The 13,269-nt window shown below is 62.1% G+C and carries 11 protein-coding genes; 4 read left to right on the top strand and 7 right to left on the bottom strand.

Annotated features, from left to right (window positions below; genetic code table 11):
- Position 1 precedes the first annotated feature (1 nt).
- On the top strand, positions 2–1,018 hold the full coding sequence (locus ACSPX5_RS05195; RefSeq protein WP_323160850.1) for an alpha/beta hydrolase: 1,017 nt from the start codon (positions 2–4) through the stop codon (positions 1,016–1,018).
- 63 nt (positions 1,019–1,081) lie between these two features.
- The gene (locus ACSPX5_RS05190; protein WP_439821077.1) at positions 1,082–2,509 is read left to right on the top strand and encodes a mechanosensitive ion channel domain-containing protein; all 1,428 of its coding nucleotides are present in this window, start codon (positions 1,082–1,084) and stop codon (positions 2,507–2,509) included.
- A gap of 283 nt (positions 2,510–2,792) precedes the next feature.
- Here the strand turns inward: ACSPX5_RS05190 and ycaC are convergent, their stop codons facing one another.
- The 5 genes from ycaC to ACSPX5_RS05165 all read right to left on the bottom strand — a co-directional run bounded on the left by ycaC (position 2,793) and on the right by ACSPX5_RS05165 (position 7,513).
- Positions 2,793–3,419 carry an isochorismate family cysteine hydrolase YcaC gene (gene ycaC, locus ACSPX5_RS05185; protein WP_011333417.1) on the bottom strand — a complete coding sequence of 209 codons (627 nt, stop codon included), beginning with the start codon at positions 3,417–3,419 and terminating at the stop codon, positions 2,793–2,795.
- Positions 3,420–3,488: 69 nt separating this feature from the next.
- Complete coding sequence (locus tag ACSPX5_RS05180) at positions 3,489–5,327, bottom strand: amidohydrolase (protein WP_169429718.1); 1,839 nt, start codon at positions 5,325–5,327, stop codon at positions 3,489–3,491.
- A gap of 45 nt (positions 5,328–5,372) precedes the next feature.
- On the bottom strand, positions 5,373–5,999 hold the full coding sequence (locus ACSPX5_RS05175) for an antibiotic biosynthesis monooxygenase (protein ID WP_323160848.1): 627 nt from the start codon (positions 5,997–5,999) through the stop codon (positions 5,373–5,375).
- Positions 5,992–6,408: a DoxX family protein gene (locus tag ACSPX5_RS05170; protein WP_439821076.1), complete on the bottom strand. Its 417-nt coding sequence runs from the start codon at positions 6,406–6,408 to the stop codon at positions 5,992–5,994. Before ACSPX5_RS05170 ends, ACSPX5_RS05175 begins: the two co-directional genes overlap by 8 nt.
- Before the next feature lie 184 nt (positions 6,409–6,592).
- A complete protein-coding gene (locus ACSPX5_RS05165) occupies positions 6,593–7,513 on the bottom strand; it encodes a LysR family transcriptional regulator (protein WP_169429715.1) in 921 nt (306 codons plus the stop codon).
- A gap of 210 nt (positions 7,514–7,723) precedes the next feature.
- Between ACSPX5_RS05165 and ACSPX5_RS05160 the strand changes: the two genes are divergently transcribed.
- Entirely contained in the window at positions 7,724–8,125 is a 402-nt protein-coding gene (locus ACSPX5_RS05160; protein ID WP_439821075.1) for a helix-turn-helix domain-containing protein, read from the top strand.
- Between the two features lie 7 nt (positions 8,126–8,132).
- On the opposite strand, the gene ACSPX5_RS05155 is transcribed toward ACSPX5_RS05160, so the two are convergent.
- Complete coding sequence (locus ACSPX5_RS05155; protein ID WP_169429713.1) at positions 8,133–8,702, bottom strand: flavodoxin family protein; 570 nt, start codon at positions 8,700–8,702, stop codon at positions 8,133–8,135.
- 333 nt (positions 8,703–9,035) lie between these two features.
- On the opposite strand from ACSPX5_RS05155, the gene ACSPX5_RS05150 reads away from it, so the two are divergent.
- Positions 9,036–11,822: an ATP-binding protein gene (locus ACSPX5_RS05150; RefSeq protein WP_439821074.1), complete on the top strand. Its 2,787-nt coding sequence runs from the start codon at positions 9,036–9,038 to the stop codon at positions 11,820–11,822.
- Here ACSPX5_RS05150 and ACSPX5_RS05145 read toward each other — a convergent pair.
- Positions 11,784–13,256, bottom strand: a complete 1,473-nt coding sequence (locus ACSPX5_RS05145) for an ATP-binding protein (RefSeq protein WP_439821073.1) — start codon at positions 13,254–13,256, stop codon at positions 11,784–11,786. The two genes, ACSPX5_RS05150 and ACSPX5_RS05145, sit on opposite strands and share 39 nt — an antisense overlap.
- Between the last annotated feature and the right edge of the window lie 13 nt (positions 13,257–13,269).

Here is a 13,269-nt window from a genome sequence, read left to right as displayed (position 1 = left end):
CATGAACATCAAGAAAACCCTCGCCGCTTCCCTCCTCGCCCTGTCCATCGGCAACGCCTTCGCCGCCGAAGGCACTGGGGTCGAACACACCACCCAGGCCTTCCTCGATGCCCTCGCCGCCGGCGGCGGCAAACCGCTGGAGCAACTGAGCCCGAAAGACGCCCGTGCGGTGCTGACCGGCGCCCAGGCTTCGGTGAAGGTTGACCTGTCCGGTGTTGAAGTCAGCGACAAGGCGATCAAGGTCGAGGGCCAGACGATCAACCTGAAAGTGGTGCGCCCGGCCAAGGTCAAGGGCGAGCTGCCGGTGTTCATGTTCTTCCACGGTGGCGGCTGGGTACTGGGCGACTACCCGACGCACCAACGCTTGATTCGTGATCTGGTGGTGGGTTCTGGCGCGGTCGCGGTGTATGTCGATTACACGCCGTCGCCGGAAGCACAGTACCCGACGGCGATCAATCAGGCTTACGCCGCGACGAAGTGGGTGGCGGAGCACGGCAAGGAGATCGGTGTCGACGGCAAGCGTCTGGCGGTGGCCGGTAACAGCGTCGGCGGCAACATGGCGGCGGTCGTGGCGTTGATGGCCAAGGAACAGAAAACCCCGGCCCTGCGCTTCCAGTTGCTGATGTGGCCGGTGACCAACGCCGGGTTCGATAACGGCTCGTACCAGCAATTCGCCGAGGGCCACTTCCTGACCAAGGGCATGATGCAGTGGTTCTGGGACAACTACACCACCAACCCGGCCGAGCGCGCGCAGATCCACGCCTCGCCGCTCAACGCCAGCGCCGAACAGCTCAAGGGCCTGCCCGCCGCGCTGGTGCAGACCGCCGAGTTCGACGTGCTGCGTGACGAAGGCGAAGGCTACGCCCGTCATCTCGACGCGGCGGGTGTGCCGGTGACCTCGGTGCGCTACAACGGGATGATTCACGACTTCGGCCTGCTCAACCCGCTGAACGGCATACCTGAAGTGAAGGCCGCCGTGCGTCAGGCCGCGGCAGAACTGAAGACCCATCTGAACTGAGTCCAGCCACTCGCCACACCTTCGGGTGTGGCGTTTTCTTTGGTGCCCGCCGGAGTTCATCCCATGAGCCTTTTTTCTGCCCACCTGTTGTCCTGGAGCGCCCTGCTGCTGGTGCTCGACGCCCTGCTCTGGCACCTCGCGCCGTTCAAGCATCGTGCGCAACGGGTCGGTGTGCGGCTGGTGCTGTTTCTGGCCTTCAGCGCGCTGATCATCAATGCCGGCGTCAGCCCGTTGCAGGCGCCGTTGTTTGCCGATGACCCGGTTGCCCAGCTTGGCGCAACGGCCCTGGGGATTTTCTGGTGGCTGTACGCCGCGCGGGCGCTGACCGAAGTGATCGGCCTGATCCTGATGCGCCGCATCGGCCACAGCGGCCGGCTGTTGCAGGACGTGATCGGTGCGCTGGTGTTTCTGGCGGCCATCGTCGCAGCGGCCGGTTATGTGCTGGAGCTGCCGGTGAAAGGCCTGCTCGCCACCTCCGGGGTGTTCGCCATCGTGGTCGGTCTGGCGCTGCAAAGCACCTTGAGCGACGTGTTCTCGGGCATCGTGCTCAACACCACCAAGCCGTATCAGGTGGACGATTTTGTGGTGATCGACGGCGTCGAAGGCAAGGTGCTCGACATCGACTGGCGCGCCACACATCTGCTGACCGGCGCCGGGACCCTGGCCGTAGTGCCGAACTCGGTGGCGGCCAAGGCCAAAATCGTCAACCTCAGCCGCCCGAACAACCTGCATGGCGTGTCGATCAGCATCAAGGTGCCGAACCACATCCGTCCGCGCCGCGTGCTGGACGCCCTCGACCGCACGCTGCAAGGCAGCAGCAGCCTGCTGCTGACGCCGGCGCCGAAAGCAATACTGAAAGAGGCCGGCGAAGAAATGTCGGAATACGTGGCCAGCGGTTTTATCGCTGAACTGGGCAAGAAAGGTGAGGTGCGCAATCAACTGTTCGACCTCGCCCACCGTCATCTCGAAGCGGCCGGCATTTCGCGCCACCCCGATGGCGTGATCGAACCTTCGACCCGCGCCCGTGCCTTGCTCGATGAAGTGAAAATCTTCCGCTCGCTCAGCCATGAAGAACGCGATCGCCTCGCCGAATCGATGGTCGCGCAGCAGTACAGCGCCGGGCAGGTGGTGCTTGATCTTGAGGAAGTGCCGGACAGCCTGTTCGTGATCGCCACCGGCGTGGTCAGCGCCAGCGTGCCGGACGGCAACGGTTTCACCGAGGCTGGGCGCATGGGCCCAAGCGAGGTCATGGGCGAGCAAAGCATCCTCGCGGATACGCCTTCGCAGGCGACGTTTACCGCACTGACGTCCTCGATCATTTATCGCCTCGACAAGAACCTGACTCGCCAGTGCATGGAGCAGCGCAGTGAAGTGGGCCTGGCGTTGAACAAATTGCAGGCGGTGCGGCAGCAGAACAGTCGGCTGGCGTTGATGGCCAAGCCTGTGCCGGTTCGCAAGGGCGGTTTTTTGGGGTGGTTGCAGAAGCGATAATGTTTGCGGGTTCAGAATCGTTGCCACCTTCAAGATCTACCCCCTCACCCCAGCCCTCTCCCCCAGGGGGGCGAGGGGGAAAGGGGGCAGATCTCCATGCTGTTCGGGTCCTGAGTTCGACTCAAAACTTCCAGGTCGATGTGTTTCTCCCAAACACCTCAATCGGCCCCCTCTCCCTCCGGGAGAGGGCTGGGGTGAGGGCTGGTTCTCAAATTGAAATACCCCCCTATCAACACCGCAAAAAAATGCCCGCTCTTCAGCGGGCATTTTTTTCTTCGACCGATTACTTGGCAGTGAACTTGGTGTAGCTGTTGATCAGGTTGCGGTAGTTAGGCAGACGCTGGGACAGCAGGTTCGCCAGGCCTTCCATGTCGTTGCGCCAGTCGCCCTGCAGCTCGCAGGCTACAGCGAACCAGTTCAGCAGGTGCGCGCCGGCAGCCGACATGCGCGCCCACGCCGCTTGTTGCACGGTGGTGTTGAAGGTGCCGGAAGCGTCGGTGACCACGAACACTTCGAAGCCTTCAGCGATGGCCGACAGGGTCGGGAACGCCACGCACACGTCAGTCACCACACCGGCGATGATCAGTTGCTTGCGGCCGGTGGCCTTGATGGCCTTGACGAAGTCTTCGTTGTCCCAGGCGTTGATCTGGCCAGGACGGGCAATGAATGGCGCGTCCGGGAATTGCTCTTTCAGTTCAGGCACGATCGGGCCGTTCGGGCCGCTGTCGAAGCTGGTAGTGAGGATGGTCGGCAGGTTGAAGAACTTGGCGATGTCACCCAGTGCCAGCACGTTGTTCTTGAACTCGTTCGGCGAGAAATCCTGCACCAGCGAGATCAGGCCGGTCTGGTGGTCGACCAGCAGAACCACGGCGTCGTCTTTGTTCAAGCGTTTGTAAGGAACGTTGCTCATGTGAAACTCCTCGATGGATGGTTGTTGCGGGGAGCGCCGCTCACGCAGAACGGCGCTTTTTCAAAAGGATCAGAAAGCGAAGCAGGAGCAACCGAACGCGCCCCAGAAACCGGCGAAATCGCTGACCGGCGCATTCGACATCCGCGCTTTTTCATGGCTGTGGGTATGCACCGCGCACGGGCCGCTGCATTGATGCACCTGCGCCTGCAATGGCGAATTCGGGCGCCAGTGGCCCGGCACCTTCACCACCGGCGACCAGTCCGGCAGCACCGGCAGCGAACGTGGGCCGAGGTCTTCGAAGTCGCCAGCGGCGTACACGATCTTGCCGCCGACCACGGTCAGCACCGACTCGATCCACTTGATCGCTTCTTCTTCGACGTGGAAGAAATCCGCGCTCAGCGCTGCCAGATCCGCCAGTTGCCCGACCTTGATCTGGCCTTTCTTGCCCTGCTCGGACGAGAACCAGGCGCTGCCGTGGGTGAACAGTTCCAACGCGGTGGTACGTGGCAAACCTTCTTCGTACAGTGCCAGACCGCCAACGGTGCGACCGCTGACCATCCAGTACAGCGAAGTCCACGGGTTGTAGCTGGAAACACGAGTGGCATCGGTGCCCGCGCCGACCGGCACGCCTTCGGCGAGCATGCGTTTGATCGGTGGTGTGGCTTCGGCAGCCTGTTTGCCATAGCGATCAACGAAATATTCGCCCTGGAACGCCATGCGATCCTGAATCGCGATACCGCCGCCCAGCGCCCTCACCCGCTCGATGTTCTGCGGGGTGATGGTTTCGGCGTGGTCGAAGAACCACGGCAAGCCGTTGAACGGAATGTCGCGGTTGACCTTCTCGAACACATCGAGCATGCGGCTGATCGATTCGTTGTAGGTGGCGTGCAGACGGAACGGCCAGCGCTGTTCGACCAGATGGCGTACCACCGGCTCCAGCTCCTGCTCCATGGTCTGCGGCAGGTCCGGGCGCGGTTCGAGGAAGTCTTCGAAGTCCGCCGCCGAGAACACCAGCATCTCGCCAGCGCCGTTGTGGCGCAGGAAGTCATCGCCCTGATGCAACTTGACGCTGCCGGTCCAGTTCTGGAAATCGGTCAGCTCTTCCTTCGGCTTCTGGGTGAAGAGGTTGTAGGCGATGCGCACGGTCAACTGGTCGTCTTTGGCCAGTTGTTCGATCACCTGATAATCGTCCGGGTAGTTCTGGAAACCGCCGCCGGCATCGATGGCGCTGGTCAGACCGAGGCGATTGAGCTCGCGCATGAACTGACGGGTCGAGTTGACCTGATATTCCAGCGGCAGCTTGGGCCCCTTGGCCAGCGTCGAGTACAGAATCATCGCGTTCGGCCGCGCCACCAGCATGCCGGTCGGGTTGCCGTTGGCATCGCGCACGATCTCGCCACCCGGCGGGTTCGGCGTGTCGCGGGTGTAGCCAGCCACGCGCAACGCGGCGCGGTTGAGCAGCGCGCGGTCATACAGGTGCAGAATGAACACCGGGGTGTCCGGCGCCGCCTGGTTGATTTCTTCAAGGGTCGGCATGCGTTTTTCGGCGAACTGGAATTCGTTCCAGCCACCCACCACGCGCACCCATTGCGGGGTCGGCGTGCGATCGGCCTGATCCTTGAGCATGCGCAGCGCATCGGCCAGCGACGGCACGCCTTCCCAACGCAGTTCGAGGTTGTAGTTCAGGCCGCCACGGATCAGGTGCAAGTGCGAGTCGTTGAGCCCGGGAATCACACAGCGACCCTTGAGATCGACCACTTGCGTACCGGCGCCGCGCAGGGCCATGGCCTGCGTATCGTTACCGACGACGACAAAGCGTCCGTCCTTGATCGCCACCGCACTGGCGAGAGGTTTTTCGCGGTCTACCGTATGAAATTGGCCATTGAACAGAATCAGATCGGCGTTCATCGCAGTTCCTTCGAGATAAGTGAAACGAAGCCCGGACCCACCGCTTCAGCGCGGCGGGTTGGCGTTGGATTCCAGGTGTTCATGGGGCTGACTGGCGGTCAGCCATGGCGCGAACAATCGGGTGGCGGCCGGCATGCACACGTAGACCACCGACACCACGATGGTGAGGGTGATCAGAAACGTCGCGACCACATAGTTGGAAAGAAATCCGTTGAGTTTGAGCAACGGCCCCCAGATCAAGGGCACCAGCAAGGTATGTGGCAGGATCACGAAAAGTGATACCACTGCCTGCTTCCAGCGCGGTGGCGGCGAGCCGGCTTCGGCCAGTGGCGTGAACCAGAACTCATTGGCCGCATTGACTTCGGTCTGGTCGCCGTCGGCGAGCATAGGCGCGGCTTCATCGATCAGCTTCTGACGTTGCGGCGAATCGAGCCAGCGCTGCATCGCGTCGGTCGAGCAATAACGCAGCACGCAGGTGAACAACGCGAGCCCGCCCTGCTGGCTGCGCATCACGTCCACGCCCAGATGCCCTTCTTCGCGCCCCGCCACGCTGACGATATTGCGCAGCCACGCTTCGTACGGCTGTTCGAAACCGGCCTTGACCCGGTGCTTGACGATCAGCGTCACGGTTTCTTCGGGTCCCGGTTTTTTCGGGTTCTGGGCATCAGGCATAACGGAGCACTCCGGGCAAACGAACATTGAGCGCCAGCCGTCCGGGGCCGGCGATCAGAACAGTGGTGAAGAGGATCAACAGCAACCAGCCGAACTGCCCTTCGGCCACACTCCATTGCGGATGCACGATCAGCAACGCCACCAGCAGCACAAACAGAATAGGCAAGCACGCCAGACGTGCCAGCACCCCGGCGACGATCAGCAGTGGGCAGAGGACTTCGGCGAAGATCGCCAGGATCAGCGTGAGGTGGGCACCGAGGTGGAACGGGTCTTCGATCTGTTGCAGTTGCGCGGTGAAGTCCAGCAGCTTGGGCAAGCCATGGACGAACAGCAGAAACAACCCGCCGGCGACCCGCAGGAACAGCAGGCCGAGGTTTTGCGCCTGGTCATTGCGTTGTATAGCGTTCATGGGCCCACCCTTGATCAATCATTGCAGGCCATGGTGCAACGATTGATCGGTGGGGAAATTGGATGGGTGTGCTCTGTTTGCGAAAACACACAGAACGCAAGAACGACACAAAATCATTGTGGGAGCGAGCAAGCTCGCTCCCACAGGGTTACAAGGCGACAAACGAATTGTGTTTCAGGTCTTGTTACACCGGAATATCCAGCGACACCGACATGAACTGACTGATCCGCGACCGCAGCCATTTCTCCGCCGGATCGTTGTCATGCACCCCGCTCCAGGCCATCGACAGTTGCGCCGCATCGATGGGGAACGGAGGATCCTCAGCCCGCAACGAACACCCTTCGACCAATGCACATGCCGCGTAATCCGGCACGGTGGCGATCATCTCGGTGCCGGCGAGCAAGGCGCGCAAACCGCTGAACTGTGGCACGCCGAGCACCACGCGGCGGCTGCGGCCGACCTTGGCCAGGTCCACGTCGATGTTGCCGCTCAGATCACCCGAGAACGACACCATCGCGTGGGGTCGCTCGCAGTATTCATCGAGGGTCAGCGGCCCCGGGCGGTCATCGCCGCGCAGAACCTTGCAGGGAATGTCGCGCAGTTTCTTGCGCTTGGCGTTGGCCGGCAGATCGGTGGTGTAGCTCACGCCCACCGAGATTTCCCCGGACGCCAGCAACGTGGGCATCAGCAGATAGTTGGCGCGCCGCACCACAACCACAATCCCCGGCGCCTCTTCCTGCAACTGGCGCAGCAATGGCGGAAACAGACCGAACTCGGCGTCATCCGACAGGCCGATGCGGAAGACGTCGCAACTGGTGGCCGGATCGAATTCCTTGGCCCGGCTGACCGCGCCGGAAATCACGTCCATCGCCGGTTGCAGCTCCTGAAGAATCGCCAGCGCCCGTGCCGTCGGTTCCATGCCGCGACCGTTGCGCAACAGCAATGGGTCGTCGAACAGATCGCGCAGGCGTCCCAGCGCCGCGCTCACTGCCGGTTGGCCCATGAACAGTTTTTCGGCGACGCGGGTCAGGTTCTTTTCGAACATCAGTGCTTCGAAGATCACCAGCAGGTTCATGTCGACGCGGCGCAGATCGTTTCGGTTCATGGGCGTGTTTTCCTTTTTGGCCAGGCGCAAGTGCTACGCACTTTACTAGATCGGCGGCCATTCGAAATCAGGTCCGGCCGCGGAATTAACAACGTTTAACTCGTCAGTCTTTGCCCTGCGCCAAACAATGAAACCCTCTGCACAGCGTTGTTTCATTGACCTGTGGGAACGCACCGACCGTGTACTCCCGCCCCCGATAGGTACTTGGCCATGGCTCCTTCTCAGCAAACCGTCGCCCGCGTCCCTGCCAGCGAATCCCGCAAAATCGGCACCGGGGGCCTCAGCCCGCAACGGGAACGACTGGTGAAACAATTGATCCTGGAACGATTGGGCGAACCCCTGGAGGTCACTGAGCTGGCCAATGCCTGTGCGTTGTCACGCAGTCATTTTTCCCGGGCGTTCAAATGCAGCACCGGGCTCTCGCCACAGGACTGGATCCGCACCCAGCGGATCGCCCGGGCCAAACTGTTGATCCAGCACACCGATCACAGCCTGACGCAGATCAGCCTGGAGTGCGGCTTCTGCGATCAGTCGCACTTCTGTCATATTTTCACTCGCAGTGAAGGGATCAACCCGTTTGCCTGGCGCTGTCAGGTCATGAAAAAACGTTGAGCCGCTTTCATCCCCGGGCCATGCGCTGAGCCAGTCGCGCCACCCGCTCCCCCAGATGCACAGCGGTCAGGCGGTCCTCCAGCGGAGGGGCGTGCTCGGGCGGTTTCTCGACAGACGATTGGGACATGGCCCCAAGGGAGCTGCCAAGGCGATTCAACTGGCCGTCGAAGCCACTGGCGCCAGCACGGGCCGGCAGCAGATCGAGCCCGACCCAGATCATCGAATGCTGGGCCGCGAACACCGCCATTTGCAGCAGGGTATTGAGTTTGTCGCCGCACAGACTGCCGGAGTTGGTGAATCCTGCGGCGAGTTTGTCGCGCCACGGCCGAACCAGATAGAACGACGCCGTGGCTTCCATGAATTGCTTGAACGCCGCCGACGCACTGCCCATATAAGTCGGCGCGCCGAAAATGATCGCATCGGCACGGTGCAATTCGTCCCAATGGGCCTCCACATCCTCCACCGCCAACAGCAGGCAGGTACTGCCCAAGTGGCGCTGCACACCTTCGGCCACAGCCTGGGCCATGACGCGGGTGTGCCCGTAGCCACTGTGATAGACCACTACTACCTTGCTCATCGCAGCGTCCTCTAGACGTATGCACTCCATTGCCTTGGAGTTTTGGCTCTGGAGCAGGCGTGGACGAGTTAATCGTTGTTAATTTTCCTCCTCTGTCGGGCAGGCAGGCGCAGGTTCGAGCCTTTAAATACGGTAGTGATGACGCCGCATACCGATAGATGCTCCAGCAGCAAACCTTTGTGCGCATTGCGCTGACACCCAATCCTGAGGAATATGCTCGGAAACGGCGGACCAGACGGCTTGCATGACCTTCAAGTCGCCATCCGCCCTGCCCGTCACGGTTTTTTCACCTACGCCGGGGCAGGATCACAAGAACAATGAAGGAGTGAGCGGTTGAGTCTTTCCCCGAATCAGGCCATCGGTTTCGGCCCCTATCGGATCCACACTGACCAGCGCCTGGTGCTCGAGGGCGACCAGCCTTTGCGCCTGGGACGCCGTGCCATGGACATTCTGCTGATCTTGCTGGCCAACGCCGGCGAGGTGGTGAGCAAGCAGCAATTGATCGCCGAAGTCTGGCCGGACAGCGTGGTGGAAGACATCAACTTGCGCGTGCACATGGCAGCCTTGCGCAAGGCGCTCGGCGACGGTCAGGCCGGGCAGCGCTACATCGTCACGGTGGCGCAGCGCGGTTACAGTTTCGTCGCGCCGATCCTGTTGCAGTCCATCGAACAGCGCCCCGCCGCCGCCCCTATCGGCCGACATAACCTGCCATTGCGGCGCACACGGATGATCGGCCGCCAGACCGTGGTCGACAACCTGATGGCGCAATTGCCGAAAAAGCGCTGCATCACCCTGGTCGGCCCCGGCGGCATCGGCAAGACCACCGTGGCCTTGCGCGTCGCCGAGCAACTGATCGGTCGTTATCGCGACGGGATTCGTCTGCTGGATCTGGCGCCACTCAACGATCCGGGCTCGATCTGCTCTCACCTCGCCGCCCTGCTGGATCTTTCATTGCACGACAATGAACCGATGGCCTGCCTGATCAACAGCCTGCGCGAACGGCAGATGCTGCTGGTGATCGACAACTGCGAGCACCTGATCGACGCCGTGGCGCTGCTTGGCGAGAGTCTCCTGCGTGGCGCGCCGCAGGTGCATATCCTGGCCACCAGCCGCGAAAGCCTGCGCGCCGAGGGCGAGTATGTGCAGCGCCTGGAATCCCTCGACTGCCCGCCACCGATTGCGGTGCTCGACCGAGATCAGGCAATGGAATTCTCCGCACTGCAACTGTTCGTCGAGCGGACGATGGCCGCCCACGAGCACTTTGAGCCGGACAATGCCGACCTGCCCGTGATCATCGAAATCTGTCGCCGGCTGGATGGCATCCCGCTGGCGCTGGAATTGGCTGCCGCGCAAGTCGCAAACCTCGGCCTGGGCGGCTTGCTGAGCCAGTTGCAGGGGCGTCTGCCGGCAGGCAATCAGACCAGTCTCGGACGCCATGAAACCTTGCGCGCCACGCTGGACTGGAGCTTTAACCTGCTCAACGCCTGCGAGCAGACCGGTCTGCGTCGCCTGGGTGTATTTCGTGGCGCCTTCACGCTGGAGTCTGCTGCCGCGGTGATCGTGGGCCAGCATATCGAGCCTGGCGAAGTGTTCGCCTCGATCACGCAATTGGTCGCCAAATCGCTGCTCAATGTCGAGGTCGGCGATGAAGAAGTGTTCTATCGCCTGCTCGACACCACTCGCCGCTATGCCCTGGAGAAACTCGAGCAGGCTGCCGAACTCGGCGAATCCCGTGAGCGTCATGCCGAACGCTGCCTGGCACTGATGCATCAGGCCCAGGCCGAATGGGAAAACACGCCGACCGGGGTGTGGATCGAGCGCTACGCCCGAGGATTGGAAGATCTGCGGGCAGCGCTTGAGTGGACACTGAACGATGAAGGCTCGCGTCATCTTGGCGTGCGCCTGACGGCCACTTCGGCGCCGTTGTGGCAGGAGCTGTCCTTGCTCAAGGAGTACGGCGTTCATGTGCGTCGGGCACTCGCGTTGCTCGCGTCATCGGAAGAACCCTGTCCGCGCCTGGAAATCGCCTTGAAACTGGCCCTCGGCAGCGCCTGTTACCACACCTGGGGCGGCACGCCGGAGACTATCGAAGCGTTCGTCAGCGCCCGTCTGCTGGCACAGAAGCACGACGACATGGCCGGCCAGTTGCGTGCCGTGTCAGGGCACATGGCGGTCAATCTCAGTTGCGGCCATTACCGCATGGCGCTGGAGCAGAGCGAGCAATTTGAAACCCTCGGCCTGCACGGCGACGCGCAATTGTCCTTGAGCACCCACCGTTTGCGGGTGCTCGCCCTGCACTACGCCGGCGATCAGCACCAGGCTCGGATCCACGCCGAGCAGGTGATCCAGCGCATGGCTCAAAGCGGCCACCTCAACCGCTTCACCCACGGTTTCGGCGTGCAATACGATCAGAGCGTCGCCTCACTGACCGTCCTCGCCCGGGTGCTGTGGCTGCAAGGTTTTCCCGAACAGGCGTGGCGTACGGCGCGGCAGGCGCTGGACATCGCGATGCAGATCAACCACGGCACCTCGATCTGCTACACCCTGGCACTCGCCTCGTGCCTGATCGCCCATTACAACGGAGATACACAGAACGCCCGGGCGCTGCTGCAACTGTTGCTCGAACAGGCGCAGAAGCATTCGGTGCTGCTGTTCTACACGTGGGCGCGGCACTACGCGCAGGTGATCGACGCCGACAAATCCCCCGCCATCCCGCCCGCCGACAGCGGTCTGGTCAGGGAAATCATGGTCACGCTGGATCCGGGTTTCGTTGACGATGCACTGCTTGAACGAGCACAAAGCGGCGCGGCCGGCTGGAGTACTGCGGAGATTTTGCGGGCCCGGGCCGAGCGATTGCTGGCCGCTGAATCGCCCTGTCACCACACGGTCGAAAGCGCCTTGCAGCAATCGCTCGAGATTGCCCGGACCCAAGGTGCCCTGGCCTGGGAACTGCGCAGCGCAACGTCGCTGGCGCAGGTGTGGCAGCGTCAGTCGCGCTATCGTGAGGCACTCGATTTGCTGACGCCGGTCTACCAGCGCTTCACCGAAGGCTATGCCACCCCGGACTTGCGCAAGGTGCGCTTACTGCTCGACGAACTGCGCGGTCAGTCGGCCGCTTGAGCTCAGGCGCGTGCGGCACAGATAACGCGCATGCCGACGCTCGACTTCATTCAGCTCGCCGCCCTGCTCCAGCTGTTCGCGGGCATAGCGACGCGTGGTGTTGAGCATTCGATAGCGCAATGTCCCACTGGATCGATCCATCGTCAGTAACGACATGGCCGCCAATTGCTCAACGACTGCCACCAGTGTCGAGGGTGGCAATTGCGCGCAACTGATCACACCGATTGCGGCATCCAGAGTGAACGCCATCCTGAACACCGACAACCGTTGCAGCACGCGCTGTTCCTGTTCGCTCAAGCGCTGATAACTCCAGTCCAGTGCGGCCTTCATCGACTGGTGGCGTGGCACGGCCGTCCGCCGACCGTGACTCAAGACCTGCAGACCGTGGTCCAGTTGAGACTGCAACCCGACCAACGCCAGCGCATCGATCTGCGCTGCTGCCAGTTCGATAGCCAGGGGCAGACCATCGAGTCGCCGACAGATATCGCGCACCGTTTCCAGATCCTGCTCACGCAGACAGAAGCCGTGCTGACGCGCACGGGCCCGACTGACAAACAGTTGCACCGCCGAATAGCCCATGACTTCATCGACACTGTTGAGCGCCGAGGCTTTGGGAAGGTTCAGGGGCGGCAGTGGCTGCAGAACTTCCAGACCGAGACGCAACGGTTCGCGGCTGGTGGCAAGGATCGACAGACGGGGCGCTGCGTCGAGCAGTGTTTCCAGCAGGCTGCGGCAGGCTTCAAGCAGGTGTTCGCAATTGTCCAGCACCAGCAACGCGTGGCGCCCCGCCAGTGTGGGGAAATCGATGTCGAGGGTTTGCAGCAGGTGATCGAGGAGCGGGGTGTCTTCGTCGATCAGCGACAGATCCACCTGCCACACGCCGTCACGAAAATGTTGCAGCAGCAGCTCCGCTGCACGCAGTGCTACCGTGCTTTTGCCGACGCCGGCAGCTCCCGTCACTGTCATGAGCCGGGACAAGGGCAGTTGCCGAACCAGACTGCCGACCAGCGAATCGCGACCTGTGACCGGCATCAACCGTGCAGGCAGATTGTGCTGCGGCACTTGCAGACTTTCGAACACCACTTGCGCAACAGCGTCGCTCTGTACCGGCGCGACGAAGCTGTACCCGCGTTGTGGCACATTGATGATATAGCGCTGACCGTTCTCGCCGTCGCCAAGCGCCCGACGCAACGCCGCGATGTGCACCCGCAGATTGATTTCCTCGACCACCGACGTCGGCCACACCAGCGCGATCAACTGCTCCTTGCCGACCACCTGACCGGCACGCTCGACCAGCACTTGCAGAATGTCCAGCGCACGACCGCCCATGCGCAGTTGCCGATCCCCCTCGAGGATCAACCGTTGCCGCAAATGGAATGCGTACGGGCCGAAACGCAGGACCGACGCCGAGCTCAATTCGTAAAGACTGTTCATGTCCGTTATCTTC

The organism is Pseudomonas sp. HLG18 (assembly GCF_051903985.1).
In the GTDB taxonomy this organism is placed as follows: domain Bacteria; phylum Pseudomonadota; class Gammaproteobacteria; order Pseudomonadales; family Pseudomonadaceae; genus Aquipseudomonas; species Aquipseudomonas fluorescens_BT.
The sequence above is the reverse complement of the archived record's forward strand: the minus strand, read 5'-3'. Positions and strand labels throughout refer to the sequence as shown.

What these genes read in the sequence shown, in the direction of transcription:
- ACSPX5_RS05195 (WP_323160850.1), top strand. Translation starts at nt 2, where the DNA reads ATGAACATCAAGAAAACCCTCGCCGCTTCCCTCCTCGCCCTGTCCATC.
- ACSPX5_RS05170 (WP_439821076.1), bottom strand. Translation starts at nt 6,408, where the DNA reads ATGAACGCTATACAACGCAATGACCAGGCGCAAAACCTCGGCCTGCTG.
- ACSPX5_RS05175 (WP_323160848.1), bottom strand. Translation starts at nt 5,999, where the DNA reads ATGCCTGATGCCCAGAACCCGAAAAAACCGGGACCCGAAGAAACCGTG.
- ACSPX5_RS05165 (WP_169429715.1), bottom strand. Translation starts at nt 7,513, where the DNA reads ATGAACCGAAACGATCTGCGCCGCGTCGACATGAACCTGCTGGTGATC.
- ACSPX5_RS05145 (WP_439821073.1), bottom strand. Translation starts at nt 13,256, where the DNA reads ATGAACAGTCTTTACGAATTGAGCTCGGCGTCGGTCCTGCGTTTCGGC.
- ACSPX5_RS05160 (WP_439821075.1), top strand. Translation starts at nt 7,724, where the DNA reads ATGGCTCCTTCTCAGCAAACCGTCGCCCGCGTCCCTGCCAGCGAATCC.
- ycaC (WP_011333417.1), bottom strand. Translation starts at nt 3,419, where the DNA reads ATGAGCAACGTTCCTTACAAACGCTTGAACAAAGACGACGCCGTGGTT.
- ACSPX5_RS05155 (WP_169429713.1), bottom strand. Translation starts at nt 8,702, where the DNA reads ATGAGCAAGGTAGTAGTGGTCTATCACAGTGGCTACGGGCACACCCGC.
- ACSPX5_RS05190 (WP_439821077.1), top strand. Translation starts at nt 1,082, where the DNA reads ATGAGCCTTTTTTCTGCCCACCTGTTGTCCTGGAGCGCCCTGCTGCTG.
- ACSPX5_RS05180 (WP_169429718.1), bottom strand. Translation starts at nt 5,327, where the DNA reads ATGAACGCCGATCTGATTCTGTTCAATGGCCAATTTCATACGGTAGAC.